The following is a 26,170-nucleotide window of genomic DNA, read 5'->3' on the forward strand; positions in this document are numbered from 1 at the left end:
CTCCCTCTGCAGCGCGGTGCAGCCCTAGGAGTTACCCGCCACCGGCCGACGACAAACGTGGCCGCCGCACCTCGCTGAGGGCGACGGCCACGTCCTGGTATGCCGTGTCGAGCCGCGGGCGCGGCCGCTCGGCTACAGCATGGGGTCGGGCTGGGGGCGCCGGGACGGTCCGCCCGGACGCCTGCCGGCGGGCCGGGAGATGACACCGGGCGTGCCTGTGCCGCGCAGCGACGCGCCCTTGGTCTCGACCACGAAGTAGAGCGCGATCATGCCGATCACCATCGCGCCCATCATGTAGAACGCCGGAAACAGGTTGTTGCCGGTGACCTTGATGAAGTGCTCGTTGACGGCGAGCGCGGTGCCCCCGAAGGCAGCGGTGGCGACGTTGTAGGAGATCGCCATCCCGGAGTAGCGCACCTGCGTCGGGAACATCGCCGGGAAGGTTGCCGAGATGGTCCCGAGCTGGAGCAGGTAGACCAGTCCCATCACGGTGAATCCGATGACCGCCCACACGAAACCCTTGCTCATCAACCAGAACATCGGCGCGGCCAGGATGAACAGCCCGACGAGCGAGATCCACCAGCACGGCTTGCGTCCTATCCGGTCGGACAGGGATCCGGCGACCGGGATCACCGCCATCATGCAGACCTGGCCGATGATGACCAGCAGGTCGGTGCTGGAGGACGACATGTCGAGGGTCTCTTGCAGATAGGTCGGCATGTAGGCCAAGAGGGTGTAGTTGGCGATGTTCAACGCGATCACCAACCCGAACAGCTGCAGGATCGGCCGCCAGTGGTTGACGAACAGGTCCTTGAGCGCCGTCGTGGCGCCGCTCTCGGACTCGCCCTCCGACTCGAGCTCCTGGAAGACGGGGGTGTCCTCCATCTTCAGCCGCAGGTAGAGGCCGATGCCACCGAGCGGCAGGGACAGCAGGAAGGGGATGCGCCAGCCCCAGTCGTGCATGGCCTGGTCACCGACGATCTGGTTGACGACGAAGACCACGACGACGGCAGCGGTGAAGCCGCCGAGGGTGCCGAACTCGAGGAAGCTGCCCCAGAAACCGCGCTTCTTGTCAGGCGAGTACTCCGCCATGAACGTGGCGGCCCCGCCGTATTCACCACCGGTCGAGAAGCCTTGCACCACGCGCAGGATGATCAGCAGGATCGGCGCGAGGATGCCAACGCTGTCGTAGGTGGGCAGGCAGCCGACCAGGAAGGTGGCCACGCACATCAGCAGGATGGTCGTGGCGAGAATCGTCGACCGTCCCAGTCGGTCGCCCAACGGGCCCCAGACGATGCCGCCCAGAGGACGAAGGACGAAGGAGACGGCGAAGACGAGCAGTGCTCCGAGTGTGGAGTAGTCGCCGGGGAAGAACGCGTCGCCGATCTCGGTGGCCACGTAGGCGTAGACGCCGTAGTCGAACCACTCGGTCGCGTTGCCGAGCGCGGAGGCCGCGACCGCCTTGCGCAGGACGTCAGGTGGCGCGACCTTCTCTCCCGGTTCTGATTCGGGTGGATTCGCGTTCGTCGGTGTGGATCCCATGGTCTGGTCCTCCTAGACGCAGACCGGGCCACGGGCGAGAGAACTCGTGCCCGGTCGCTGCTGAGTTGGCCGGATGGTTCGGTCGGACGGGTTGCGGTGCGGGCGGGTTGCGGTACGTGAGTGACTTCGGGACCACCCCACGCGCCGGGGCGCGATCCTCCTCGATTGTCATTTTGTCGACAATCAGGGTAGCGGGCGCCGCTCCGGGTGCCTAGCCCCTGAACGGGACGTGCCCGTCCGTCCCGGGTCGCCGGTCCGGCGGGGACCAGGGGTGCTCCCGGGGCCCTGACCCGGTGTGGAGCGACCCACGACGCTATTGGGTTGAGGCTGCTGCGTCAAACTGCTGCGGGGCGCTGCGGCGGTGGAGCGTTCACAACAGATTCACCACAGAAGGGAGCGCAGCACCGGCACGAGCCCGTCATCGTCGACGTCCGACGTGACCTCGTCGGCCGCCTGCTTCACCTCGTCCGGCGCCTGACCCATGGCCACGCCTCGGGCCGCCCAGCGCAGCATCTCCAGGTCGTTGCGCTGGTCGCCGACGGCCACCGTGAGGGACGGCTCGACCCCGATCCGACGTCGGACCTGCTCGAGCGCGGACCCCTTGGAGACGCCTTCGGGATTGATGTCGAGCCACGCGGTGAAGCCCACCGCATAGTTGACACCGTGCAGCCCGATCCGCTCGACCAGGTCCATGAAGTCCTCGGACGTGCCGGTCGGGCTGCGAAACGTGACACGCGTCGCCGGGTGGGAGACGAGCTCCTCCCAGGGGACGACGCGCAGGGCACCCATCAGTTCCCCGTCGGGAAACGGTGCGCTCACCTTGAACCCGACGCCCACCTCCTCCACCGCGACCACGGCGTCCGGCCACGAGTCCCGCAGCAGGTTCAGGGCGGGTGCCGGATCGAACGTGACCGTCTCGAGCTGTTCGTAGCCACCGGGCGCGGACGGGTCGATGGCGATGGTGATGGCGCCGTTGGAGCAGACGGCGAATCCGGTTGTCAGCTTGAGTTCTTCGAGAATCGGCAGGGTGGCGAGCACCGAACGGCCCGTCGCGATGACCACGTGGTGGCCCTCGCTTGCGACCGCCTGCACCGCATCCTTCACCGCCGGCGACATGGTGCCGTCGTGGTGGATGGTCGTGCCGTCGACGTCGAGGGCGACCAGGACCGGATCGGAGCCGTTGCGCGCAGTCACGGATGCACCCTATGCGGTCGCGCCGCAGCCCAGATGAGCACACTTGCCAACGAACTGCACACCTCTACCTGTGCGGTTCGTCGCCAAGTGTGTTGCTCGTGGGCGGAGGGCGTGACCGGAGCTCACAGCCACCCTCGCCTCGGCGTGGGCACCAGCCCTAACTGACGCAGTATGCCGAGCAGCCACCTCCCGTCCCAGACGTCGGCCCCCACCCACCTCGCCACCAGCGCCCCGGTGCGGCGTAGACGGTCCTCGCGTCGCTTCTCCCGCCACAAGGTCTCGGCAGCCTCTTCCGCGGAGTCGCAACACAGCCGGCCATACTTGACCCTGCCGTCGAACTCGCCCAGCAATCGCTGCTCCTCCCACCCGAAATCGCACCGTCCGGCGAGGCCGTCCACATCACGGACCTCGACCTGCAGCTCCGGCCTCAGCAGCCGGAGCTCAAACATCCGCACGCGGCTGAGCGACTCACCGGGCGACTCGGCTCGTCCGTCGGCCAGCTCACTCACCAGGTGGGCCCTCGACCGACCACGCGACCGCACTGGCAGCTTCGCCACCTCTCGTGACCCCGCCAGCCAGTGGCACCGTGCGGCTCAGGTCGCGTCGATCCGCTGGCCCCCGAGCTGATCACGTCAACCCGCCACGGTTGGGCGCCGAGGACGGGCAGCTTCCACACGGCGGCCGCGCTGCGGTGGGAGAAGTGCAGGTCGTCCCCGGACACGAGGGCCGTGGCGTGGACCAATGCGGCATGACGCTCCGCTGGGGTGAGTGTGGTCCACTCCGACGCCGGGTAGAACACGCCCCGACGAGTCGCACACCTCGCGGCGAGCGGCACACGTTTACCTGTGCGGTTCGCCGCCACGTGTGCTGCTCGCGGGACGCCCGGCCCGGGTCAGGCTGGGCGCAGGACGTCCAGACCGACGTAGGGCCGCAACGCCTCGGGCACCACCACGGAACCGTCGGCCTGCTGGTGGTTCTCCAGGATCGCCACGATCCAGCGGGTCGTGCCGAGCGTGCCGTTGAGGGTCGCCACGTGGCGGGTCGTGCCCTTCTCCGAGTTCGGGTCACGCTCGCGGATACCGAGCCGGCGCGCCTGATAGGTGGTGCAGTTCGAGGTCGAGGTCAGCTCGCGGTAGCGGCCCTGCGTCGGCACCCAGGCCTCGCAGTCGAACTTGCGCGCCGGCGGACCGCCGAGGTCGCCCGCCGCCGTGTCGATGATCCGGTAGGGCACCTCGATCTTGGCGAGCATCTCGCGCTCCCAGCCCAGCAGCCGCTGGTGCTCGTCGGCCGCGTCCTCGGGCCGGCAGTAGGAGAACATCTCGACCTTCTGGAACTGGTGCACCCGGATGATGCCGCGGGTGTCCTTGCCGTAGGACCCGGCCTCGCGGCGGTAGCAGGCCGACCACCCGGCATACCGCTTCGGACCGTCCGAGAGGTCGAGGATCTCGTCGGCGTGGTAGCCGGCGAGCGCCACCTCGGAGGTGCCGGTGAGGTAGAGGTCGTCGTCGTCGAGCCGGTAGACCTCGTCGGCGTGGGCGTCGAGGAACCCCGCGCCATGCATGACGTCGCTCTTGACCAGGGTCGGTGTGATCATGGGCGTGAAGCCGTGCTCGATCGCCTGCGCAATCGCGAGGTTGAGGATCGCGAGCTCCAGCCGGGCCCCGACACCGGTGAGGAAGTAGAACCGCGCGCCGCTGACCTTGGCACCGCGCTCCATGTCGATCGCCCCGAGCAGCTCACCGAGCTCGAGGTGGTCGCGCGGCTCGAAGCCCTCCGCCGCGAAATCGCGTGGCGCACCCACCGTCTCGAGCACCGCGTAATCGTCCTCGCCACCGCTCGGGATGCCCTCCTCGATGACGTTGGGCAGGCGGCGGACGAGCGCGTCGAGGTCCTCCGAAGCGGTGTCGGCCGAGGCCTGCAGCTGCTTGACCTTGTCGGAGGTGGCCTTGGCCTGCGCGACGAGCGCCGCCTTCTCCTCACCCTTGGCCGCGGCGACCTGCTTGCCGAACGACTTCTGCTCGGCCCGCAACCGCTCGAACTCGGTCAGGGACGACCGGCGCGCCTCGTCGGCAGCGAGGATCGCGTCGACGATCCCCTCGTCCTCACCGCGGGCGCGCTGCGACGCACGCACCCGCTCCGGGTCCTCACGCACGAGTCGTATGTCGATCACGCGCCCGAGCCTATCGGCGCACCCCCGCACGCCTCACCCCAGTTGTCCGGCGGTGGAGTTGCCGGGAGATGCGTAGTTGCTGGGAAAGGGCGTCACCGACGACGCCATACCCCAGCAACTATGGGAGGGGGAGGTGAGGGGTGTCAGCGGGGCGTCGCGCCGACGTCGGTCAGGTGGTGCTCGAGGTCGTGCAGACAGTAGGCGCCGAGCGTCTCGACGGTGAAGGCCGAGCCGTCGCTGCGGCGACCCGGGCGGTCCCACGCGGAGTCGGGGACGGAGTCGAAGGCACCGGCGAGCACTGCCGCTCCCTCGGCATACGCTTCCGCGACCTGGCCGGCGTCCTCTCGCCAGTAGCGGCCCTCCACGGCGGCGGCGTCCTGGTCCCACGACGGCAGCGACGGGTCGTCCTCGCGCAGCATGACGTCGAGCCGCCCGGTGAAGACGTGGGTGACGTCGCGGACGTGGCAGGCGTACTCGAGCGGCGACCAGGTCGTGGGGGCCGGCCGGTCGTGCAGGGCCCCGCCGGATCGGGTCAGCACCGCCTGCCAACGCGGGATGGTGTCGCGGATCCGGCCGGGCAGCTCGCGGCGCTGGAGGCGCGCGGGGTCGAAGCCGCACTCGGCGCAGGACTCCCGGACCACCACGGTCCAGTCCTTCGGGTCGGCCACCGTGGCCGGAGGCTCCGGACGGTCATCGGGAGCGGTCATGTGCGTCATTCTCTCCCCCTACGGTCGGGTAACGTGCGCTTGTGCTCAAAGACTCTGCGGGCCCGGTGGCCCTCGGCGTCGTCGCGGTGCTGCTGCTCGTGGTGGCCTGGGTCGTGCTCGCCTGGCAGGGTCGGTCGGCAGGCTCCGACGAGGCTGTCGGTGGGCGACGACACCTGCGCCGTCGCCGGCCCTCTCGCGACCACTTCCGCGACGGCAGCGACGGCTCCGCTGACCGCGAGACGCCCACCAAGCGCGCCGCGATCATCGTGAACCCGACGAAGTTCAACGATCCCTCGGTGCCGCGCGAACGCATCGGCCGCGCGTGCCGCGAGGCAGGCTGGGACGAACCGCTCTGGCTCGAGACCACCGTCGACGACCACGGGACCGGGCAGGCCAGGGCGGCACTGGCGGAGGACGTCGACCTGGTGTGTGCCCTCGGTGGAGACGGCACGGTGCGTGCCGTGGCGATCGGGCTGCTCGACTCGCACACCCCCATGGGCATCCTTCCCGCCGGCACCGGCAACCTGCTCGCCCGCAACCTCTCCCTCCCCCATGACCTGCGCGAGGCGGCACTCGTCGCACTGGGCGGGCGCAACAAGCGGATCGACGTGGGCCGGATCCAGATCGTCCCCGCCGAGGAGCACCAGGCTCCGGAGGAGCACATCTTCATGGTGATGGCCGGGATCGGTTTCGACGCCGTCGTGGTCAGCGACGCACCGGAGAAGCTCAAGGCCAGGGTGGGCTGGCTGGCCTATGGGGTGTCCGGGCTCAAGAACCTGCCCGGGTCGAGCTTCAGGGCGCGTGCCAGCTTCGGCGGTGAGGAGCCGATCAGTCGCCGCGTCCAGTCGGTGCTGGTCGGCAACTGCGGCAAGCTCACGGGGGGACTCGTGCTCATGCCGGACGCCGAGGTCGACGACGGCGAGCTCGACTCGGTGGTGCTGTCGCCCCAGGGCGTGGTCGGGTGGGTCGCCGTGGCCGGTCGGGTGGTCACCCGGCGCCGGGCCGGGCACGAACGGGTGGAGCACCACCGGTCGGTCGACGTCCGGGTGCAGACCGACCGGATGGTCGAGGTCCAGCTCGACGGTGACCCGGTCGGGCAGGCGCGGGAGATCATCGCCTGGGCCGACCCCCTGGCCCTGACGGTGCGCGTCCCCTCCTGAGCCGGCCACCCGGCATACCGGCTCGTTCGCGGGCGCCTTTGCTCATCTCGGACGGCGTGTCGGACGCCGCGGACCGGCCTGAACCGCGCAAAGCGGCCTGGGCCGAGCACGGCTCGGACCGAGCCGAGCCGAGGGTCAGGGAAGCGGCCGCCGGAGCATGCCGAGCCAGTCCCTCGCCTCGATGAAGGCGTCGTCGGTCGTGTCCGCCGCCACCGTCGCCGGTGCCAGGTCGGCGCGCCCGTAGGACCCGAGGAAGCGCACCTGCGCGCAGACCCGCCGCAGGCCCATCAGCGCCTCACCGACGCGTTCGTCGGCGACGTGTCCCTCGCAGTCGATCGAGAAGCAGTAGTCACCGAGGCGCTCGCCGGTCGGCCGCGACTCGATCCGGCTGAGGTTGATCCCCCGCGTCGCGAACTGCTCGAGGAAGGACAGCAACCCACCCGGGTGGTCCTCGCGCTGGAACAGCACGACCGTCGTCTTGTCGGCGCCGGTCGGCTCCGGCACGACCCCCGCGCGGCTGACCAGCACGAACCGCGTCACCGCGCCCGTCCGGTCCTCGATGCCGTCGGCGAGGACGGTCAGGCCCTGGTTCGAGGCCGCCACCGGTGCACAGACCGCCGCGTCGTATGCCGTCCGCTCACCACTGCCTGCGACCGCACCCTCCGCACCGGTGGCCGACGGCTCCTGCGGCGCACCGGAGAGCGCGGCCGCGGCGGCAGCGGTCGACCCCGAGGGCACGTACAACGCGTCCGGCAGGTGCTGCGCGACCCACCCACGCACCTGGGCCCACGCGTGCGGGTGGGTGCCGATCCGGCGCACCTGCTCGAGCGTGGTGCCGGCGGGGGCGGCGAGCACGAACGTGATCGGCACCAGGGCCTCACCGACGATGACCAGCCCCTCTGACCGGGTGAGCGCGTCGAGGGTGGCGCTCACCCCGCCCTCGACCGAGTTCTCGATCGGCACCATCGCGCCGTCGACCTCGCCGTCGCGCACCGCCGTGAGCGCCAGGTCCACCGACGCGAAGGCCACGGACTCGGCACCCTCCGACTCGGGTCGGCTGCGCAGCGCCATCTCGGTGAACGTCCCTGCCGGCCCGAGGAAACCGTATCGCCGTGCCGTCGGTGTCGCGGGTGCTGTCGCTGCCGTCATCGTCATCCCTCGCTGTCGTTGCCGGTGCGTGCCGCCGCGAGCGCCTGCTGCTCCTCGGGTGTCAGCGTGACGTCGCTGTCGCCCCGGACGACGCCCTTGGCGTAGGTGCGCGACTCGCCGCGGCCGTGGATCGAGGACAGCACGATCCCGTCGCCGCCGTCGTCGATGATCGCTGCCGAGAAGGAGAGCCGGCCGCCCATGTCGCCGAAGGCGTCATACCGCACGACGGCCACGTGCCGCAGGCTCTGCCGCACGTCGTCCCTGCCGCTGACGACCTCGCGGCGCAGCCCGTCGACCCTCGTGGCGAGCGCGGTCATCCGGTCGTCCTGCCGGGCCAGCACGGTGGCGACGTCGGCGGTGCCGTCGCCCCACAGGACGCGGTAGCGACGCTTCACCCGGGTCAGCCGCAGCTGCGCCCCGACCCCCATGAGCAGCGCCAGCACCGCCACGACGCAGGCGACGACCGCCAGGGTCCCGGCGGTTCCGGCAGACAGGTTCACAGGCCCGAGCGTATTGCTCGGGCCACCCACACGCCGGGGCCGGGCGCGCCGCGGCCACCTCGCGGTCGCTCTCAAGGCGCTGGGCCGCACCCGTTAGGCTTCGCGGGACATGGATCTCGCCCTGCTGCTCACGGCCTTCACCACGATCTTCGTGGTCGAGCTGCCGGACAAGACCTTCATCGCCACCCTGGTCCTCGCGACGCGCTACCGCCCGCTGCTGGTCTGGATCGGGGTCGCGTCGGCCTTCCTGATCCAGACCCTGGTGGCCGTGACCCTCGGTGGTTTCATCGGGCGCCTCCCCCGCACACCGGTCGAGATCCTCGTCGCCGCGCTCTTCCTCGTCGGCGGGATCATCCTGCTGCGCGGTGCCGCGAAGGCCAAGCAGGAGGAGGCCGAGGCGGAGCACGAGTTCGAGGCCAAGGCCCGACCCGGCGCCACCGGCCTGCGGGCCGTCACCACGAGCTTCCTCGTCCTCTTCCTCGCCGAGTGGGGCGACTTGAGCCAGCTGTTCACGGCCGGCCTTGTCGTGAAGTACGACGAACCGGTCAGCATCGGACTGGGCGCGTTCGCCGCGCTCGCGCTGGTCTCCGGCCTCGCCGCGCTGCTCGGCCGGACGCTGCTGCGCTACCTGCCGGTCGTCCTCATCCGCCGGATCGGCGGCGTCGTCTGCCTGATCCTCGCGGCGGTCACCGTGCTGGGCGTCCTCGGCCTCGACCTGCCGATCCTCTGAGACCTGCCGATCCTGTGACACGTCCCGCCCGTGCTCCGGCCCGGCCGCTTTGCTCGCTTCAGACCGCTCTTCGCGCCCGCCGAAGCGGTCTGAGGCGAGCAAACCGGGCCGGGGCGAGCACGCGGGGCGTGCAGGGCCCGGGTCGTCGCACCCCCACCGCCTAACCTGTGCGGGTGACTCGCCGCTGGATCGCCGTCGTGCTCGCGGCTCTCGTGCTGATGGCGGCGGCGGCCGTCGGGATCCGAGCCGCGCAGGGGCCACACTCCCCGAGCACGGTCCAGGGGCGAGGCCCACTCATCGTCATCGGCGCGGCGGGCCTGGACTGGCAGGACGTGTCGCCCGACGGCACCCCCTCGTTGTGGTCTCTCCTGCGCCGCGGGACGACGGCGGCCATGACGGTCCGATCGGTCCAGCTCAACACCTGCCCGATCGATGGCTGGCTCTCGCTCTCGGCCGGGCAGCGGGCCGGTGACGTCGGGCCGGGCGGTTCGACCGAGACCGCGGTGACGGCCAGCGGCCAGGACAAACCCGCCTGCCGTGCCCTGCCGCACCTGCCCCACGCCGGTCCGGTCACGCAGGTGCCGCGGTGGGACGTATGGCGTCACGCGGCCAGCGCGCGCCCGCTCGACGCCGTGCCCGGCCTGCTCGCGCAGACGCTGCACCGGCAGGGGATGTGCGTCCAGGCCATCGGGCCGGGCGCCGCCATCGCGGCCGCCGACCCGTCCGGCCGGGTCGCGCGCTACACCCCCTTCGGTCCCGACCTGCCGCTCTCACGCTGTCCGGTGACCATCGTCGACGTCGGTGCAGTCAGGGACCAGGGAGACGTCGACCCGCGCGATGCCGTGCAGCCGAAGACCAGCCATGACGACCAGGTCCGGCGCAGCAACCGGAGGATCGCACAGGTCGTCGCGGCGGCGCCGGAGGACGCTCGCATCCTCGTCACGGGGCTCGCCGATGCTGGCCGCTCCGAGCACCTGCGGCTGGTGGCCCTCGCCGGGCCCGGCATCCCGGCCGGGGAGGCGTGGTCGAGCTCCACCCGCCAGCCGGGCCTGGTGCAGGCCAGTGATGTGACCGCGACGATCCTTGCCGAGTCGTCGTCGGAGCCGCGCCCTGACTCGGCACCGGACTCGGGGTCGAAGGCGGGCCCGAAGCCCGGGTCGCAGCCGGATGCGCCGCTGCCCGAAGCAGTCTCCGGCGCACCGCTCGAGGCCATCCCACTGGCTGGCGGCAGCCGGCTGACACAGGCGGCGACCCAGGACCGGCTGCAGACCCTGCGCGACATGGGGGCAGCCGCCGACGAGGTGCGCCCGCTCGTCGGCCCGTTCTTCGTCACCTGGGGGCTGCTGCAGGTCGTCGTCTACGCCATCGGCGCGGTGCTGTGGCGGCGCACCCGGCGGGGCTCCCGGCGTAGGCAGCGGATCGCGGACTGGGTGGCCGGCTGCGCGACGGCTGCGGCCGCAGTCCCGGTGTCGACGTTCCTGGCCAACGCCCTCCCTTGGTGGCGGGCCGGCGTGCCTGGGCTCGCGATGGTCGGCGCCGTCGCGCTGTTCGCCGGGGTGATCGGCGCGGTCGCGCTCGCCGGACCGTGGCGACGCCCACTGCTCGGGCCCGCCGGTGTCGTCTCCGCGGCCACCGTGATCGCCCTGGCCCTCGACGTGATGACGGGGTCACGACTGCAGCTGTCGTCGCTGCTCGGCGAGCAACCGGTGGTGGGCGGACGCTTCTACGGCATGGGCAACGTCACGTTCGCGCTCTTCGGCACGGCAGCCCTCGTGCTCGCCGTCGCGTTGGCCGGGCCGTTGCGCGCCTCCGGCGAGCGCCGGCTCGCCGCTGCCACGGTCGTCGCGCTCGGCATCGCTGCGGTGCTCGTCGACGGGTGGCCCGGCTGGGGGGCCGACTTCGGCGGTCCGCCCGCCCTCGTGCCTGCCTTCGGCTTCCTCCTGCTGGCGGCCCTCGGCGTTCGGCTGACCTGGCGCCGGGCCGCTGCCATCGTCGGAGCGACCGTCGGGCTGCTCGCGCTGCTGGCCGTCCTCGACTGGTTGCGGCCGGCTCCGTCACGCACCCACCTCGGTGCCTTCGTGCAGTCGGTCATCGAGGGCCACGCCTCGGAGGTGGTCGGGCGCAAGCTCGACCAGAACGTCGCCATCCTGCTCAGCTCGCCGCTGACCATGGCGGTGCCCGTCGGCCTCGCGGCTGCGATCTACCTGGTGGCCCGCCCGTCGTCGCGGCCCGGGCGGCTGCTGGCGCCCCTGGAGGGCGTCCCGCTGTTGCGCCCTGGCCTGGTCGCCCTCGCCATCTGCTGGGTCATCGGCTTCGCCGCCAACGACTCCGGCACCGTGATTCCCGCGATCGGGGCCACCTTGGCCATCCCGCTGCTCATCGCGGTCGGGGTCCGCCGAGCCGCAGGCACCGCCACGCCGGTGGCCGATCCGCTCACCACTCACGACGCAGCGCACCCACCCGCCGCACCATGAGCGCCAGCGCGAGCCAGGTCAGCCAGCCCGCCCAGGGCGCCCACCAACGGCGGAAGTCGAGCGTGAACGCCTCGACCGACGTGCTCATCCCGACCACGCGGCCGGGCACGTAGGCCAGCGCCATCACGGCATACCTCGCCAGCAGCACCCGGTCCACCGCGGTCGGCACGAGCAACGGCAACAGCGCCCACGTCAACGCGTCGTACCACGGCAGCGAGTAGGGAGCGGCGATGACGTATGCCGTGGTGAGCACGAAGGTGGCGAGCGTCGCCGAGCGCACGACGCGGTGTCCGTCAAGGTGGCGTCGGTCGAGGCGGCGTCCGTCGGCGTGCAGCAGCTTGGCGAGGACCGCCGCCAAGACGATCATGGTGATGGCAGCGAGCACGAACACCAGCGTGGTGACGGCCCATTCGGGCATCACGTGACGAAGAACCTGCACCACCAGTGACCAGGCGGTGGCCAGCGAGCTGCTGCCGCCGGCGTTGCCGAGCTGGCGGAAGACGTGCGGCCCGGCCCACACGTAGAGCGGCACGACCACGAGCAGGACGCCGAGCAGACCGGTGCCGGCGCGACGGAACAGCTCTCGTCGGCCGAGCAGCCGCCAACCCCAGAGCAGTCCGAGCGCCACCACTCCGTAGGTGATTTTGGTGCTCACGGCCGCGCCGACGGCGAGCCCGGCGAGGAGGGGGTTGCGCCGAGCCAGCAGCAGGGCGGCGGCCACAGCCAGCGTCGCCAGGACGTCGACGTGCGCCCCGCACACGAGCACCCCGACCACGACCGGGTTGAGCGTCCACAACACGTCGACGCGCGCACGGGAGCGTTCAGTCTCGGCCAGCCGCAACAAGATCGCGCGCACGCCGAGGAAACAGGCGACGACCACCATCTGCCACAGCCAGACCGTCTGCCGCAGGTTGTCCCCGCCGACCAGCGAGGTGAGCGCCTGGACCGCCGTGGCCAGCGGACCGTAGATGCTGGGTGTCATACGCCAGGGCGGCTCGACGGCGCTGGTGACCGGGTCGTTGCCGCCGTACCACGTGACGGGCGCGACGGCATACGGGTCACCACCTTGGGCGGCGATCCGTCCGTAGGCGGCGTAGTTGGTGTGGTCCGCAGAGCCGAACGGCGCGGTGAGCAGGACCAGGAGGCCGAGCGCGACGAGCGGAGCCCAGCGGACCGGCCGCGAGGGGGGCCGCCACAGCGCCAGGCCCACGGCGCCGGCACCGAGAAGGTAGGCGGCCCAGAGCAAAACGGTGACGGTGGCCGACGACAGGTGGACCGGCAGCGCACCCGGCGCCCAACCACGCGGGCCCATTCCCGGCCGGGCCGCCGACTCTGCCGTCGCACCGACGAACAGGAGCAGCCCGAAGGAGACCACGAGCGCTGCCGGCCGGACCACCTGGTCGAAGCGGCCCCGGCTCGGCAGGAGGCTCGTCACCCCGGTCGCTGCGACGCGAGGCGCCGCCGGGCCCGGGCGAGCCGCCTGGTCGTGAGGGCCAGCCACACGTCGCGGTACTGCGCGCCCCGGTGCAGCTGACCCCGCCAGTCGGAGCCGGTGACCCGGTGGTGCAGCGCGCAGCGGACCTCCTCGATCCGCAGCCCGTGGTCGAGCACGTCGATCGTGAGCCCCGTCTCGACTCCCCAGCCGCGGGCGAGCGGGCGGGCGGCCTCGAATGCCCGGCGCGAGAGGCAACGCATGCCCGACAGCGGTTGGGTCGACGTCCATCCGGTGAGGTCGGCGATGCCCTCACGGGCCAACCCGACCACGAGTCCGCGGCCGCCGCCCGTGCGCCGTTGGGGCGGCAGCACGGCAATCGTCATGTCGGCCCGATCGGTGGTGACCGGTGGCACCAGGGCGGCCAGGGCCGAGGCGCTCTCCTCGAGGTCGGCGTCCACGAAGAGCAGCGCACGCGCGTCGCCGTCAGCGGCCGGGTGGGTCGTGTCGCGCCGGGCGACGTGGGCCGCACCCGTCATCATCGCGGCCGCCTTCCCCCGGTTGCGGCGGTGCCTCGCGACGAACGCTCCCGCGGCTCGGGCGATCTCGCCGGTGTCGTCGGTGCTGCCGTCGTCGACCACGATCACCAGGTCGACCTCGGCGAGCTGCCGGACCGCGGTGACCGTGGCGGCGATCCGGTCGGCCTCGTCCTTGGCCGGGATGATGGCGGCGACGGCCATGTCGCTCAGCGGAGCGTGACCTGGCGGCTCAGCAGGCCGGAGCGCGCGCGGCGTTCGTCCACGCTGAGCGGCCCGCCGTCGAGGGCCTCGTCGAAGCGGCGACCGAACTGTGCCATCGCATCCTCGTAGTCGCCGGCCTCCAGCGCCGGGTCGAGGTCCCACACCGGCACGAGCAGCCCGCACGCCCGGAACGCGCCGAGCAGGCGCGTGTCCTCGCCGAGCGTGCTGGCGTCGGCGGCGTGCAGGCGGGCGAGCGCGTCCGTGGCGGCGTCCTCGTCCTGGGGCAGGATCCAGCGGATGTGGGTGCGCTCGCCGATGCGGCACCAGTAGGCCGAGGCCACCGAGTCGAGCTTGACGGTCGGCACCGCGGCCTCGTTGGCCCGCTCCAGGGAGGCCCGACCGTCCTCGTCGAGGTCGGCCGACTCGGCGACCCAGAAGTCGAAGCCCTCGTGCACGGTGACCTCGAAGGGTGCTTCCCCGTCGACGAGGTCCTGCAGCCGGGGCGTGCCCACCGTCGACTGGGGTGCGCTCGGGATCGGCGTGCCCGGTTCGGCGTTCGCGGCCGCCAGCAGGACCTGGGCCACGTCACGGCTGGCGTCGCCGCTGTTGCTGCCCGACTGCAGCGCCACCATCACGGTGCCGTCGCCGCGGTGCAGGCCGGGCCAGGCGAGCGGCAGCACGGTCACGACCGCGGCCTCCCGCGGCTCGTCGGTGCCGACGCCGTCTCCGTCTCCGTCACTGCCACTGCCCTCTCCGTCGCTGCCGGGTGGGACGGTGAACCGGATCGACGCGGTCGCGGCCGGCACGACCTCCCGCATCGCGACCCAGTCGGTCTCGCCGGCCAGTCCCTCGAAGGGACGTGCGACGAACGGCGCCGGCGCCGCCTGCGGGTCACGCCTGCGGGAGGAGTCGGGAGACTGGTGCTGCGCCTTGCGGCGTCGTGAAGCCTTGCCCATGGTCGCCCACCCTAATGGGCGGCCTGCCAGCCGGGCAGGTCAGACCCTGCGACGCGACGGGCCGCCCATCGCGGCCCACACGGTGCGGGTGCCCTCGCCGTCGTTGACGCCCCACTCGTGCGCCAGGCTGCGCACGATCCGCAGACCCCGACCGGCCGAGACCCAGGTGGCCCGCGGCAACGGTTGCGGGGTGCTGGCCCCGCCGCCGTCGGTCACCTCGACCTCGACCTGGTTGCCCTTGACCTTCCAGTGCACACGCACCGAGCCGTCCGGCAACGGTCGCGCGTGGCGGATCGAGTTGGCCACCAGCTCCGAGACCACCATCTCGGACTCCGAGATCACCTGCTCGGTGATGGACCGGGCCTCGAGGTCGGCGCGCAGGGCGCGGCGCATCTGCGGGACGGACTTGGGGTCCCACGGCAGCCGCACGGTGCGCACGCGCCCCTCACCCACCCTGCCTCCGGTCTCGGTCATGACGCGAAGCACGTTAGTCGTCCCCTCAGTCGACGTCACCGCGTAGCGTGGTCTCAAGATGATCACGGACGAACGCGGGTCTGTTCGTGATGATGGCATCCACGCCCGCCGCGAGGCAACGCTGCACATCCCCCAGCTCGTCGACGGTGTAGACGTAGACCTGGTGGCCGCGAGCGTGCTGCCGGGCCACGGTCTCGGGATGGCGGCGGAGCATCTCGGTGCTGATCCCGGCGATCGAGACTCCCTTGGGCAGCGACCCGTCACGGAAGCGGAGCGGCACGTAGCCCTCCATCAGGTAGACGAGCGGCAACTGCGGGCACAGCTGGCCCATCCGCTGGATCGCCAGCTGGGAGAACGACATGACACGTGGGTGGGGTCGCCCCTCCGCGGGCGCTCGGTCGAGGCCGTAGTCGGCCAGGACACGGGCGAGCTGGATCTCGACCAGCCCGGCATACCGGGTCGGGTGCTTGGTCTCAATGGCGAGGCCGATCTCCCGGTCCGCCTCGAGGGCGGTGGTCAGCAGGCGACGCAGGGTGAGCAGCTGGTTGCGGCCGTGGTCGGCGTCCGGCATCTCGGTGTCCTGGGGATGGTCCTGTTTCCACGAGCCCCAGTCGAGTCCCTCGAGGGTGGCCAGCTCGAGGGTGGACACGACGCCCTTGCCGTTGGACGTGCGGTTGACCCGCCTGTCGTGGACACACACCAGGTGCGCGTCCGCGGTCAGCCGGACATCGCACTCGAGTGCGTCGGCGCCCTCGTCGATGGCACGCAGGTAGGCCGCGAGGGTGTGTTCGGGTTCGTGGGCGCTGGAGCCCCGGTGCGCGATCACCTCGGGGAGGCGATGCGCGGCGACCGGGGCGGCCCTGGGGCCGGGCGCGGTGGCAGGCACGGCTCCATCGTGGCACGCGCTCCGCCGCCGGTCTCACACCCGCCGCGCGACACCCGTGGAGATCGGCGGGGGGCGAGCTGTTCCCAGCCGGGCCGCCCGACTCGATCGGGGTGTCTTGCGCACTCTAGGGTCGACGTCATACGACGCCATACGAGCCGATCGAGGAGGAGAGCACGTGACGGTCGACTTCGCTCCCGGCGCCACCGGCACCGACGAGGTCCTGTTCGCCCGGCAGGGCTCGCTCGGTCGGGTGCGGCTGCACCGGCCGCAGGCGATCAACGCCCTGACCCACGAGATGGTGCTGGCGATGCACGCACAGCTCGAGGCGTGGGCGGCCGACGACTCGGTGACCGCGGTGGTCCTCGACGGCGCCGGCGAGCGCGGCCTGTGCGCCGGCGGTGACATCCGGGCGCTGCGCACGCAGATCATGGACGGGGACCGTTGTGCCGCAACGGCGTTCTGGGCCGACGAGTACCGCCTCAACGCCCTGGTCCACCGCTACCCCAAGCCGTATGCCGCGCTGATGACCGGCGTGGTGATGGGCGGCGGGGTGGGCGTGTCGGCCTATGGCTCACTGCGCCTGGTCACTGCGGACGCCCGGGTCGCGATGCCGGAGACGGGGATCGGGTTCTTCCCGGATGTGGGCTCGCTCTACCTGTTGTCCCGCGCGCCGGGTGAGCTCGGCACCCACCTGGCGCTCTCCGGCTCCACCATCGGCGGTGCCGACGCGGTGCACTGCGGCCTCGCGGACGCCGTGGTCGACCCCACCGACCTGCCCGGCGTGGTCGAGCGGCTCGCCGCCGGCGAGGCCGTCGAGGCCGCCACGGTCGGCGACGTGGCCCCGGGCTCCGGACTGTCCGGAGCCCGGTCGTGGATCGACGGGTGCTACGCGGGCGAGGACCCGCAGGCCGTGCTCGCCGCGCTGCGGACGCACCCCGCCGAACCGGCCCGGGCCGCGGCCGAGGTGGTCGCGAGCCGGTCGCCGATGTCGGTGGCGGTGACGCTGGAGGCGATTCGTCGCGCCGCGACGATGTCGACCCTCGAGGAGGTGCTGGGCCAGGACCGCGCTCTGGGAGAGGCGTTCCTCGAGTCCTCGGACTTCCTGGAGGGTGTGCGGGCGCTCCTGGTGGACAAGGACCACGACCCGCGATGGGCCCCGGCGACACTCGAGGAGGTCAGCGCCGAGGCCGTGCAGGCTCTCTTCGGTGTGTCGGGCTGAAGGCGCAGCGGGTCAGCGGCGGCCGAGACCGGCGGAGAACGCCGCGGCGCCGCCCGACCCGGACGAGGTGCTGTAGACCTTGGCCGACCCCCCGCGGCCGCCATCGCCACCGCGCCCGTTGCGTGCTGCGCCGGAGCCGCGCTTCGAGCCACTCCGCCCGGAGCCGTTGCCGTTCGAGCCGTTCCGGCTGGATGAGCCGGCCCCTGCCGAGGAGGATCCCCCACGCTGGCCGCCGGAGCGCCCGGATCCACCGCGCCCTCCGGCCCGACCCGTCGCGTCGGCGCGGGTACGACGGCCCGCACCGTTGCGGTGACCCCGACCACCGCCGTTGCCGTTGTCCCCCGGAGCGGCGACGACGAGCGGCTCGGAGAAGGTGCGCTCACCGGGTGCGAGCTGCTTCAGCAGTGGGTGCCGGGCGTCGATCCGCGTCGTGGTGGGGTTGATGCCCGCCTTGCGGGTCAGGTCGCGCACGTCACGCACCTGGTCGTCGGTCATCAAGGTGATGACGGTGCCCTCGGCGCCGGCTCGTGCGGTGCGGCCGGAACGGTGCAGGTAGGCCTTGTGCTCGACCGGCGGGTCGGCGTGGATGACCAGGTTGATGTCGTCGACGTGGATGCCGCGTGCGGCGATGTCGGTGGCGACCAGGGTCCGCGCACTGCCGTCCTTGAACGCGTCCATGTTGCGGGTCCGCGCGTTCTGGCTCAGGTTGCCGTGCAGCTCGACGGCGGGGACTCCCGAGGCGTTGAGCTGCTTGGCCAGCTTCTTGGCGCCGTGCTTGGTGCGGGTGAACACCACGGTGCGTCCCGGCGCTGCCGTGAGGTCCTGCAGGACCGGAAGTCGCTGGTCCTGCTGCACGTGGAGCACGTGGTGGGTCATCTTCGAGATGGGCGACTGAGCCGAATCGGCGTGGTGCGTCACCGGATCGGTGAGATAGCGCTTGACGATGACGTTGACCCCGGCGTCCAGGGTCGCCGAGAAGAGCAGTCGTTGGCTGGCCCGGGGCGTGGCGTCGAGGATGCGGCGCACGCAGGGCAGGAAACCGAGGTCGGCCATGTGGTCGGCCTCGTCCAGCACGGTGATCTCGATGGCGTCGAGGCTCACGTGGCCCTGACGCATGTGGTCCTCGAGCCGGCCGGGGCAGGCGACGACCACGTCGACGCCGGCACGCAGTCCGTTGATCTGGGGGTTGGCGCCGACGCCACCGAACACGGTGAGTGTCTTGAGGTTCAGCGCCTTCGCCAGCGGGGCCATGGCCGTGTCGATCTGTGTGGCCAGCTCGCGGGTCGGGACCACGATCAGGGCACGCGGCCGCTTGGGCTGGCGCCGGCGGTTGCTGGCCGCGAGCCGGGTCAGGACGGGCAGCAGGAAGGCATAGGTCTTGCCCGATCCGGTGCGCCCGCGGCCGAGGACATCGCGGCCGGCGAGGGAGTCGGGCAGCGTGGCCGCCTGGATCGGGGTGGGGATGGTGATGCCGTCGGCCTCGAGGATCGAGGACAGGGCCATGGGCACGCCGAGACCGGCGAAGGTGTCAACAGACACCGTGTCAACAGACACAGGGGGATACTCCGTACGTCAAAGGGTCGTTCTGCCCGGCGCGACTCGTCAGTGGTCGCGGCGCTTGAGCGATCGACTAAGGAAGCAGGCCCGAGGCAGAACGGTGCGGGCCGCTGTGAAGAGTGTAGTGGCTCTCGGCGCACTGCTTGACCACGGCCCGGCCGGGGACCGTTGATCCCACTCTCTAGCCGGCTCTAAAAGGAACGCAAGAACTGGCTATCCGGCGGCAGAGATGGTCACGCCACGGCCGGACCGAGCTCGGCGAGAAGCTCGCCCACCACCGTCGCGTCGTGGAACTCCACGTCCCCGTCGGGCAGGTGCTGGACCCGTTCGTGGCCCTTGCCGGCCACCACCACGATGTCACCGTGCCGGGCCTGCAGCAGCGCCTCACGGATGGCCTCGCGCCGGTCGACGATCACCGTGGTCCGCGCCGGATCGGCCCCGACCGCAACCTCGTTCGCGATGGTCACCGGGTCTTCGGAGTAGGCGTCATCCGTCGTGACGATGCTGACGTCGGCGAGGCGCGACGCCACCTCGCCCATCAGGGGGCGCTTGGCCTTGTCCCGGTCACCGGCGGCACCGAAGACGCAGATGACCCGGCCCTGGGGGTGCTCCCCCGTGGCAGCTGCGGTCTGGCGAGCCACCTCGAGCACCGCCGCGAGGCCCACGTCGGTGTGGGCGTAGTCGACGATGACCTCGAAGGGCAGCGCCCTTTCGGTGCTCACCCGCTCGAACCGCCCCGGTACCTGGGCCATGTCGCGTACCGCGCCGACCAGGGCGTCTGGAGCGGCACCGATCTCGAGCGCGAACGCGGCGGCTCCTGCCACGTTGAGCACGTTGTAGGCGCCGAGCAACGGCGTGTGCAACGTCACCGCCCCCGTGGCGTGGCGCAGGTCGAACCGGGTCCCGTTGCGCTCCGACTGCACCTCCTCGACGCGGTAGTCCGCCTCGGGCACGCCGCCGAACGTCTTGGTCCCGGCGATCTCGGAGGCGAGCCGCCTGCCCCACTCGTCCTCGGCGTTGGCCAGTTTAGGCCCGTCCGCCCAGACGAACAGCTCGCGCTTGGCCTGGAAGTAGGTCTCCATCGTCCCGTGCAGGTCGAGGTGGTCGCGGGTGAGGTTGGTGAAGATCGCACCGGCGAAGTGGGTGCCGGTCACCCGCTTCAGGGCCACGCCGTGGGACGACACCTCCATGACGACGCGCTGCACCCCCGCCTCGAGCATCCTGGCGAGCATCGACTGGACCTCGGGCGCCTCCGGGGTGGTCCGCAGGGCGGGCTCCCGCTCTCCGGCGACCACGATCTCCGCAGTGGTGCTCAGGCCGCAGGCGTCGACGCCGTAGATGCCCGAGAGGATCGAGTAGAGGGCGTATGACGTGGTCGTCTTGCCGTTGGTGCCGGTGACGCCGTAGACCTCCAGCTCCCGGGAGGGATGGCCGTGGACGGCGCGGGCGAGCTCGGCCAGTGCGGCGCGGGCGTCAGGGACCACCACCGTCGGTGTGTCCGGCACCTCGCGCTCGGCGACGATGAGGGACGCGCCGCGCCGCAGCGCCTCGGGCACGAACTGGACACCATCGAACCGGAACCCCGGCACCGCGACGAAGGCAAATCCTGCCTCGACCGCCCGGGAGTCGTGGGTGACGCCGATGACGGTGTCCGCTCCTGCAGGGAGGTCGACGCCCAGGATGCGGCTGAGCTCGGAGCGGTCCAGATTCACCGCCGCAGACTAGCAAGCCGGAAGGAGCGGCGTCCCACGTCCGGTGTCAGCCTCGATCGCAGCGCGAGTCAGGGCCCAAGGCCCGGGGTGGCCCGGAATCGGCATGACAGCGGCCGAGCCCGTGCGGTAGGCAGTTTCCATGAGCTACCCACCACCGATCTACGACCGAGACACCGGTGAGATCAGTGCCTCGATCCGCCTCACCGGCGAGATGCCGGAGATCGTCTACCCCAATGGCAATCGCGTGCACTACCTCGCCACCGGCCAAGGCACCGGGGGCCTGTTCGGCCTCTACCGCTGGGAGTTTGCCGGGCCCCGCAGCGGACCGGACGCCCACTTCCACAAGACGATGACCGAGTCGTTCTACGTCCTGGCCGGCGAGGTTTCCATCTTCGACGGCAAGGGCTGGGTCACGACCCGTCCCGGCGATTTCGTCCACGTCCCGGCCGGTGGCCTGCACGGCTTCAGGAACGAGGCCGGAGCAGCGTCCATGCTCCTGCACTTCGCGCCCGGCGCGCCGCGTGAGGCCTACTTCGAGGGGTTGGCGCGCATGGCCGCCGGCGAGACCCTGACCGACGCCGAGCGCGCCGCGTTCGCGATCGAGCACGACAACCACTGGGTCGACTGAGCACCGTTGGCGCACCGAGGTCGCGCGAGCCGACGAGGGACGACCACGCCACTCCCAGCCGCCTGACCGATGACCGGAATACTGCAACCATGACCAGTCCGCCGCCGCTGCGCTCCGCCCGCACCGGCGACGGCGTGACCCTGGCCTGGACGGCGCTGGGCGTCGGACCACCTCTCATCTGGATGCCCTCCATGGGCAATCTCGTCGCCCAGTGGCGCGTCCCGACGTTGCGCCGGGCCTACGAGCGCCTGGCCGGGTCCTTCCGCCTGATCCTCTATGACGGCAGGGGCACCGGGGCCTCGGACCGCCGCGTCGACCACGCCGGGCTCGGTCTGGACGGCCAGCTGCGCGACCTTGCTGCCGTCGTCGAGGCTGTCGGACCCGAGCCGGTTGCCCTGTTGGGCTACTACCACTCCGTTCCGGCCGCCATCGCGTATGCCGCGGCTCACCCTCGGCGCGTCAGTCGGCTGGTGCTGTTCGGCGGCGCCCTGCGCCTTCGTGACTCGATGAGCCCTCAGCAGACCCAGGCGCTGCTCTCACTCATCGACCAGGACTGGGACCTCTTTGCCGAGACCGCCGCGCACACCTGGCTGGGCTGGCAGGCCGGGGAGTCGGGGCGGCTGATCGCCGAGTCGTTCCGCACCGCGGCCACGCCGACCCTGGCCAGGGCGTTGTTCGCGGAGGCGGGCCGGATCGATGTGTCGGAACTGGCCTCACAGGTCCACGCCACTCCCCGCGAGCTCGAGGTGCTCCGACTCCTCGCCGAGGGCCACTCCAACGCCGAGATCGCGGCCCGCATGGACATTTCCGTGCACACGGTCGAGCGCCACGCCGCGAACCTCTACCGCAAGATCGGCGCCAGGGGACGTGCCGACGCGACGGCCTACGCGGTGCGCCAGGGCCTGGCCTGACGGGATTCCGGCATACCGCCGTACATGGTTGCCGGGATGTGCCGCGACAGCGGTGCGGCGCACGATGGACACATGAGCACAGGATCGGCAGGATCGCCCGTCAGCCGCCCGCCCTCGACCCTCGGTTGGCGGGTCGCCAGCCGCACGATCGGACTGACCCGCCCATTGGCCGGGCACCGGGCCTTCCCGCTGTGGGGTGTCGTGCGCCACCGCGGCCGACGGTCCGGACGTGAGCTGAGCGTGCCAGTGGTCGTGCGGCCCGTCCCGGGCGGCGTAGTGGTCCCACTGCCGTGGGGACCGAAGACCAACTGGGTGCGCAACGTGCTCGCCGCAGGCGAGTGCACGATCCTGTGGAAGGGCACCGAAAGGCGGCTGGGCCGGCCGAAGGTGATCGACGGTGCCACCGCGCAGGCGGCGTTCGGCGGGTTCCAGCGTGCTGTCATGGCGCGCCTGGGTTTGGAGACCTGCCTGTCGCTGCGGTTCCTCTGACCTGTTCATCCTCCGTGGCACGTCCTGGGCGCGGCCGGGACGTCGAGCCGCAGAGAGGATGGGGGCGTGGGCGACCAGCTCGTGGCCACTTCACTGGTCATTGGCCGTGGCGCCGATCGCCGAGCACCAGCTCACACACCCGCTGCTCCGAGTCGGCGGAGAACGGGTCGCGCTGCTCGGCAACAGCCCGTGCCGTCTCCTCGCCGACCAGGTCGGCGTTGATCTGGGCGCCGGCCATCGCCCCCGCCGCAGCTGAGGTGCTCACCTGCCCTGCGAGATCGGTGACGTTGCCCGCGACCCATACGCCGGGCACCTCGGTGCGACCAGTCGGGTCGGCGGGTATGTGCTGGCCCATGCCCGAGGGGTGTTCCACCGGCCGCAGCCCGAGGGCGCTGAGGAAGCCCGCTCGCGCGACCATCCGCGACGCCACGACCAGTGCCGCCCGGCGCGCCAGGGTGCCGTCGGCCAACCGGACACCCACCAGGCGATCCCCCGACGACTCCACGGACGTCACCTCGCCCTCGACCACCGTGATACCGCGGGCCATCAGCTGCTCGTGCTGCTCGTCGGTCGGCGCGGGCATGGTGTGCGTGAAGTAGGTGACGTCGGCGCTCAGCTGCCGGAAGAGCAACGCCTGGTGCACCGACATGGGCCCGCTGGCCAGCACCCCGATCGCCTGGTCGCGCACCTCGTGGCCGTGGCAGTAGGGGCAGTGCAGCACGTCGCGGCCCCACCGCACCCGTAAACCCGGTAGGTCGGGCAGCTGGTCGACGAGACCGGTCGTCACCAGCAGGCGGCGCGCGCGCACCGCAGCGCCGTCCTTCAGTGTGAGCGCGAAGCCGGAACCGTCGCGAGCAGCCGCTTCGACCTCACCCTGGCGCAGGTCGACTCCGTAGCCACGGACCTCCTCCCGCCCCCGTTCGAGCAGGGCGGACGGCGAAATCCCTTCCAGTCCAAGCAGTCCATGCACCCCACGGGCCGGGGCATTACGCGGCTCGCCGGCGTCGATCACCACGACGGACCGCCGTGAACGGCCGAGCATCAGCGCCCCGGCCAGCCCGGCGGCGCCGCCACCGACCACCGCGACGTCATACCTGTTCTCCAGTTCTTCGGCCACCGTGACCACCTCCACGAGAACCATGCGGCGTCTTCCACCAAACGCGCAACTTCCTTTGCTGACCTGGCAAACTTGTCGTCATGGACAACGACCTCGACGAAGCCCTCGATGCGGTCGGCCCGCGACTCCGGGCCCTGCGCAAGCAGCGGGAGACGACGCTCGCCGATCTGTCTGCGGCGACAGGCATCTCGGTCAGCACCCTCTCCAGACTCGAGTCCGGCCGTCGCAGGCCCACCCTCGAACAGCTGCTCCCGCTGGCCCGCGCGCACGGCGTCACCCTGGACGAGCTCGTCGACGCTCCACCGACCGGTGATCCCCGAATCCACCTGCGGCCGGTCAAACGCCACGGGATGACGATGCTGCCCCTCACCCGACGAGCGGGTGGCATCCAGGCCTACAAGTTCGTGATTCCCGCGAAAAGCCGTGCGGCCGAAGGCCGTCCGGAGGCCAAGTCGCACGAGGGTTATGAGTGGATCTACGTCCTCGACGGGAAGCTGCGGCTGGTCCTCGGCGAGCACGACCTGGTGCTCTCCCCTGGCGAAGCGGCCGAGTTCGACACGCACGTCCCGCACTGGTTCGGCGCCGCTGATACCGGCGCCGTGGAATACCTCGTCCTCTTCGGACAGCAGGGTGAACGCGCCCACGTGCGCGCCCGCCCGAAGAGCGCCCGTTGATCCGTATGCCGTTCGCTCGGGAACCACTCCGGCTGACGCTTCCACGACGCTCGATCGGTGCCTGATGGAGCGCCAGGGCGAAGTCCGCAGATTTATCGAATCCGTTGTGGACAAAGTGCTGGAGGCATTTGCGATCGAGGACACCGCAGGACCAGCGGCCGAGGAGCTGGTCGACCAGCTGGCCGCGTTGGAGCGGCTCAAGTCCGCCGCCGCGGCTCGGCAGGCCCGGCTGGCCGTCGCGTTGGACACCCGAACCCGCGAAGCCGAAGCTGCTCGCGGAGTGCCGGCCGTGCGGCGGGGGCGCGGGGTCGCCGGTCAGGTCGCGCTGGCCCGGCGCGAGTCACCGTTCCGCGGGCGGCAGCACCTGGGCCTGGCCAAGGTGCTGACCTCGAGCACGGCGTGGCCGTCTACGCCACCTTGACCAAGATCGCCGACCAGACGCGAGCCGCCGGGGACGAGCGCTCCCGCGGGCAGGTCATGGCCGACGAGCTGGTCGCCCGGATCACCGGTCACGACCGAGCCAGCGACGTGCCGGTCACGGTCAACCTGGTGATGGATCCCGAGACCCTGTTCGGGGCCGCCGACCAGCCCGCCCACGTGGACGGCTACGGGCCCATCCCCGCGGCCACCGCCCGCCGACTGGTCCGCGACACCAGCGCTGCCGCGTGGGTGCGCCGCCTGTTCATCCGTCCCGGTGCCGGGTCGCTGGCGGCCGTGGACGCCCGCCGCCGCGAGTTCAGCCCCGCGCTGCGTGACCTGCTCACCTTCCGCGACCGCACCTGTCGCACCCCATGGTGCGACGCGCTGATCCGACACGCCGACCACGTGGTCGACCACACCGCCGACCACCGCGAGACACGAGCTGGCTCGAAGACCACTACCAACGGCTCCTCGCCGCGTCAGGGACCTAGAGGCTGCCTGCCAGACTGAGGGCATGCCCGAGCTCATCCGCACCTGCCTGCTCTTCGCCGTCGACGACGGTGAGCAGCCGCGGGTGCTGCTGGGCCGCAAGAAGACTGGCCTCGGGGCAGGACGTGTCGTCGGTCTGGGTGGTCACCTCGAAGCCGGGGAGTCGCCCTCCCAAGCCGTGATCAGGGAGGCGCGAGAGGAGGCACACATCGAGGTGGTGGAGAGCGATCTCGAGCTCGCGGGATTCGTCGTCTTCACGTTTCCGCACCGTCCGGCCTGGAGCCAGACCGTCGATGTCTTCGTGACCCGCCGTTGGGGCGGGCAGCCCTCCAGCAGCATCGAGATCGAGCCCGAGTGGCACCCGGTCGACACCCTGCCGCTCGAGGCCATGTGGGACGACGCCCGCTACTGGCTGCCACAGATCCTCGACGGCGAGGTGATCTCGGTCGAGGTCACCTTCGGTCCCGACAACCGCACCGTCGCCGAACACAGCATTCGGGCGGAGCCGACGCAGGAGCCTGGAGGGCGCGGTTAGGGCGCGGTCATCGGCCCGCCGAGATCCCCGGACCCACCCGGTCCGGCAGCGGAATGTGCTGTTCCGGTCCTTCGTTGCACTGAGCATGAGCGACAAGCCCGTTCGGCAACCCGGTCCAGACCATCCGATCGACGTGCAGCCCGCGTCCGGGCCCGTCACCGTGCGTTGGCGGGACAAGGTGATCGCCGAGACCGACTCGGCCCTGATGCTCCGCGAAGCCGGTTATCCCCAATGCCGCGCAGTTAGCGGGTGTGTCGTGGGGTCAAGGAGCCGCTGGGTGTAGGTGTGTCGTGATCGTGGTGGTG

At 71.5% G+C, this 26,170-nt stretch carries 26 protein-coding genes; 11 read left to right on the top strand and 15 right to left on the bottom strand.

What is annotated here, in order from left to right:
- Positions 1–132: 132 nt before the first annotated feature.
- From FCN22_RS16640 to FCN22_RS16660, 5 genes are all read right to left on the bottom strand, one after another.
- A complete protein-coding gene (locus FCN22_RS16640; RefSeq protein WP_137122683.1) occupies positions 133–1,542 on the bottom strand; it encodes an MFS transporter in 1,410 nt (469 codons plus the stop codon).
- Positions 1,543–1,923: 381 nt separating this feature from the next.
- A complete protein-coding gene (locus FCN22_RS16645; RefSeq protein ID WP_274381617.1) occupies positions 1,924–2,736 on the bottom strand; it encodes an HAD family hydrolase in 813 nt (270 codons plus the stop codon).
- Positions 2,737–2,858: 122 nt separating this feature from the next.
- Entirely contained in the window at positions 2,859–3,245 is a 387-nt protein-coding gene (locus FCN22_RS16650) for a hypothetical protein (protein WP_137122684.1), read from the bottom strand.
- Between the two features lie 383 nt (positions 3,246–3,628).
- The gene (gene serS, locus FCN22_RS16655; protein WP_137122685.1) at positions 3,629–4,906 is read right to left on the bottom strand and encodes a serine--tRNA ligase; all 1,278 of its coding nucleotides are present in this window, start codon (positions 4,904–4,906) and stop codon (positions 3,629–3,631) included.
- Between the two features lie 143 nt (positions 4,907–5,049).
- Entirely contained in the window at positions 5,050–5,613 is a 564-nt protein-coding gene (locus FCN22_RS16660; RefSeq protein WP_137122686.1) for a DinB family protein, read from the bottom strand.
- 41 nt (positions 5,614–5,654) lie between these two features.
- On the opposite strand from FCN22_RS16660, the gene FCN22_RS16665 reads away from it, so the two are divergent.
- Complete coding sequence (locus FCN22_RS16665; protein ID WP_137122687.1) at positions 5,655–6,773, top strand: diacylglycerol/lipid kinase family protein; 1,119 nt, start codon at positions 5,655–5,657, stop codon at positions 6,771–6,773.
- Positions 6,774–6,908: 135 nt separating this feature from the next.
- On the opposite strand, the gene pheA is transcribed toward FCN22_RS16665, so the two are convergent.
- Together pheA and FCN22_RS16675 are read right to left on the bottom strand one after the other, a co-directional pair.
- Positions 6,909–7,922 (bottom strand): prephenate dehydratase, encoded by a 1,014-nt coding sequence (gene pheA, locus FCN22_RS16670; protein ID WP_137122688.1) that lies wholly within the window; start codon positions 7,920–7,922, stop codon positions 6,909–6,911.
- A 2-nt stretch (positions 7,923–7,924) separates the two neighbouring features.
- On the bottom strand, positions 7,925–8,422 hold the full coding sequence (locus FCN22_RS16675; protein WP_238384798.1) for a DUF4446 family protein: 498 nt from the start codon (positions 8,420–8,422) through the stop codon (positions 7,925–7,927).
- A 109-nt stretch (positions 8,423–8,531) separates the two neighbouring features.
- Between FCN22_RS16675 and FCN22_RS16680 the strand changes: the two genes are divergently transcribed.
- On the top strand, positions 8,532–9,152 hold the full coding sequence (locus FCN22_RS16680) for a TMEM165/GDT1 family protein (protein ID WP_137122689.1): 621 nt from the start codon (positions 8,532–8,534) through the stop codon (positions 9,150–9,152).
- Between the two features lie 173 nt (positions 9,153–9,325).
- A complete protein-coding gene (locus FCN22_RS16685; protein WP_137122690.1) occupies positions 9,326–11,626 on the top strand; it encodes a hypothetical protein in 2,301 nt (766 codons plus the stop codon).
- Here the strand turns inward: FCN22_RS16685 and mptB are convergent.
- The 5 genes from mptB to FCN22_RS16710 are packed head-to-tail and all read right to left on the bottom strand — an operon-like array spanning position 11,586 to position 16,114.
- The gene (gene mptB, locus FCN22_RS16690; RefSeq protein ID WP_137122691.1) at positions 11,586–13,061 is read right to left on the bottom strand and encodes a polyprenol phosphomannose-dependent alpha 1,6 mannosyltransferase MptB; all 1,476 of its coding nucleotides are present in this window, start codon (positions 13,059–13,061) and stop codon (positions 11,586–11,588) included. The two genes, FCN22_RS16685 and mptB, sit on opposite strands and share 41 nt — an antisense overlap.
- Positions 13,058–13,798, bottom strand: coding sequence for a glycosyltransferase family 2 protein (locus FCN22_RS16695; protein WP_137122692.1), 741 nt, complete (start codon positions 13,796–13,798; stop codon positions 13,058–13,060). Before FCN22_RS16695 ends, mptB begins: the two co-directional genes overlap by 4 nt.
- Before the next feature lie 5 nt (positions 13,799–13,803).
- On the bottom strand, positions 13,804–14,754 hold the full coding sequence (locus FCN22_RS16700; RefSeq protein WP_137122693.1) for a DUF5926 family protein: 951 nt from the start codon (positions 14,752–14,754) through the stop codon (positions 13,804–13,806).
- Between the two features lie 39 nt (positions 14,755–14,793).
- The gene (locus FCN22_RS16705) at positions 14,794–15,228 is read right to left on the bottom strand and encodes an ATP-binding protein (RefSeq protein ID WP_137122694.1); all 435 of its coding nucleotides are present in this window, start codon (positions 15,226–15,228) and stop codon (positions 14,794–14,796) included.
- A gap of 25 nt (positions 15,229–15,253) precedes the next feature.
- Positions 15,254–16,114 carry a glycerophosphodiester phosphodiesterase gene (locus FCN22_RS16710; RefSeq protein ID WP_202911638.1) on the bottom strand — a complete coding sequence of 287 codons (861 nt, stop codon included), beginning with the start codon at positions 16,112–16,114 and terminating at the stop codon, positions 15,254–15,256.
- A gap of 175 nt (positions 16,115–16,289) precedes the next feature.
- On the opposite strand from FCN22_RS16710, the gene FCN22_RS16715 reads away from it, so the two are divergent.
- The gene (locus FCN22_RS16715; protein ID WP_137122695.1) at positions 16,290–17,333 is read left to right on the top strand and encodes an enoyl-CoA hydratase/isomerase family protein; all 1,044 of its coding nucleotides are present in this window, start codon (positions 16,290–16,292) and stop codon (positions 17,331–17,333) included.
- A 12-nt stretch (positions 17,334–17,345) separates the two neighbouring features.
- On the opposite strand, the gene FCN22_RS16720 is transcribed toward FCN22_RS16715, so the two are convergent.
- Both FCN22_RS16720 and FCN22_RS16725 read right to left on the bottom strand, forming a co-directional pair.
- A complete protein-coding gene (locus FCN22_RS16720; RefSeq protein ID WP_238384799.1) occupies positions 17,346–18,872 on the bottom strand; it encodes a DEAD/DEAH box helicase in 1,527 nt (508 codons plus the stop codon).
- Positions 18,873–19,123: 251 nt separating this feature from the next.
- Positions 19,124–20,602 (bottom strand): UDP-N-acetylmuramoyl-L-alanyl-D-glutamate--2,6-diaminopimelate ligase, encoded by a 1,479-nt coding sequence (locus FCN22_RS16725; RefSeq protein WP_137122696.1) that lies wholly within the window; start codon positions 20,600–20,602, stop codon positions 19,124–19,126.
- Positions 20,603–20,741: 139 nt separating this feature from the next.
- Here FCN22_RS16725 and FCN22_RS16730 point away from each other — a divergent pair, with 139 nt between their 5' ends.
- From FCN22_RS16730 to FCN22_RS16740, 3 genes are all read left to right on the top strand, one after another.
- Positions 20,742–21,230 (top strand): cupin domain-containing protein, encoded by a 489-nt coding sequence (locus FCN22_RS16730; RefSeq protein WP_137122697.1) that lies wholly within the window; start codon positions 20,742–20,744, stop codon positions 21,228–21,230.
- Positions 21,231–21,319: 89 nt separating this feature from the next.
- Complete coding sequence (locus tag FCN22_RS22570) at positions 21,320–22,141, top strand: helix-turn-helix transcriptional regulator (RefSeq protein ID WP_137122698.1); 822 nt, start codon at positions 21,320–21,322, stop codon at positions 22,139–22,141.
- A 72-nt stretch (positions 22,142–22,213) separates the two neighbouring features.
- Positions 22,214–22,630 carry a hypothetical protein gene (locus tag FCN22_RS16740; protein ID WP_137122699.1) on the top strand — a complete coding sequence of 139 codons (417 nt, stop codon included), beginning with the start codon at positions 22,214–22,216 and terminating at the stop codon, positions 22,628–22,630.
- Between the two features lie 97 nt (positions 22,631–22,727).
- On the opposite strand, the gene FCN22_RS16745 is transcribed toward FCN22_RS16740, so the two are convergent.
- Positions 22,728–23,771 (bottom strand): NAD(P)/FAD-dependent oxidoreductase, encoded by a 1,044-nt coding sequence (locus tag FCN22_RS16745; RefSeq protein WP_202911639.1) that lies wholly within the window; start codon positions 23,769–23,771, stop codon positions 22,728–22,730.
- A gap of 56 nt (positions 23,772–23,827) precedes the next feature.
- On the opposite strand from FCN22_RS16745, the gene FCN22_RS16750 reads away from it, so the two are divergent.
- The 4 genes from FCN22_RS16750 (at position 23,828) to FCN22_RS16765 (ending at position 25,865) form a co-directional block, all read left to right on the top strand.
- Positions 23,828–24,421: a helix-turn-helix domain-containing protein gene (locus FCN22_RS16750; RefSeq protein WP_137122700.1), complete on the top strand. Its 594-nt coding sequence runs from the start codon at positions 23,828–23,830 to the stop codon at positions 24,419–24,421.
- Between the two features lie 106 nt (positions 24,422–24,527).
- Positions 24,528–24,842, top strand: a complete 315-nt coding sequence (locus FCN22_RS16755; RefSeq protein WP_137122701.1) for a hypothetical protein — start codon at positions 24,528–24,530, stop codon at positions 24,840–24,842.
- Positions 24,821–25,351 carry a 13E12 repeat family protein gene (locus FCN22_RS16760; protein WP_137122702.1) on the top strand — a complete coding sequence of 177 codons (531 nt, stop codon included), beginning with the start codon at positions 24,821–24,823 and terminating at the stop codon, positions 25,349–25,351. Before FCN22_RS16755 ends, FCN22_RS16760 begins: the two co-directional genes overlap by 22 nt.
- 4 nt (positions 25,352–25,355) lie before the next feature.
- Entirely contained in the window at positions 25,356–25,865 is a 510-nt protein-coding gene (locus FCN22_RS16765; RefSeq protein ID WP_137122703.1) for an 8-oxo-dGTP diphosphatase, read from the top strand.
- The last annotated feature ends 305 nt before the right edge of the window (positions 25,866–26,170 follow it).

Source organism: Segeticoccus rhizosphaerae (assembly GCF_005222685.1).
Taxonomy (GTDB): Bacteria; Actinomycetota; Actinomycetes; order Actinomycetales; family Dermatophilaceae; genus Segeticoccus; species Segeticoccus rhizosphaerae.

Bases quoted from the DNA above. Each gene is read 5' to 3' on its own strand.
- FCN22_RS16695 (WP_137122692.1), bottom strand. From the start codon at position 13,798: ATGGCCGTCGCCGCCATCATCCCGGCCAAGGACGAGGCCGACCGGATC.
- FCN22_RS16730 (WP_137122697.1), top strand. From the start codon at position 20,742: ATGAGCTACCCACCACCGATCTACGACCGAGACACCGGTGAGATCAGT.
- FCN22_RS16765 (WP_137122703.1), top strand. From the start codon at position 25,356: ATGCCCGAGCTCATCCGCACCTGCCTGCTCTTCGCCGTCGACGACGGT.
- FCN22_RS16700 (WP_137122693.1), bottom strand. From the start codon at position 14,754: ATGGGCAAGGCTTCACGACGCCGCAAGGCGCAGCACCAGTCTCCCGAC.
- FCN22_RS16660 (WP_137122686.1), bottom strand. From the start codon at position 5,613: ATGACCGCTCCCGATGACCGTCCGGAGCCTCCGGCCACGGTGGCCGAC.
- FCN22_RS16740 (WP_137122699.1), top strand. From the start codon at position 22,214: ATGAGCACAGGATCGGCAGGATCGCCCGTCAGCCGCCCGCCCTCGACC.
- FCN22_RS16680 (WP_137122689.1), top strand. From the start codon at position 8,532: ATGGATCTCGCCCTGCTGCTCACGGCCTTCACCACGATCTTCGTGGTC.
- FCN22_RS16750 (WP_137122700.1), top strand. From the start codon at position 23,828: ATGGACAACGACCTCGACGAAGCCCTCGATGCGGTCGGCCCGCGACTC.
- FCN22_RS22570 (WP_137122698.1), top strand. From the start codon at position 21,320: ATGACCAGTCCGCCGCCGCTGCGCTCCGCCCGCACCGGCGACGGCGTG.
- FCN22_RS16705 (WP_137122694.1), bottom strand. From the start codon at position 15,228: ATGACCGAGACCGGAGGCAGGGTGGGTGAGGGGCGCGTGCGCACCGTG.
- pheA (WP_137122688.1), bottom strand. From the start codon at position 7,922: ATGACGGCAGCGACAGCACCCGCGACACCGACGGCACGGCGATACGGT.
- FCN22_RS16745 (WP_202911639.1), bottom strand. From the start codon at position 23,771: ATGGTTCTCGTGGAGGTGGTCACGGTGGCCGAAGAACTGGAGAACAGG.
- FCN22_RS16640 (WP_137122683.1), bottom strand. From the start codon at position 1,542: ATGGGATCCACACCGACGAACGCGAATCCACCCGAATCAGAACCGGGA.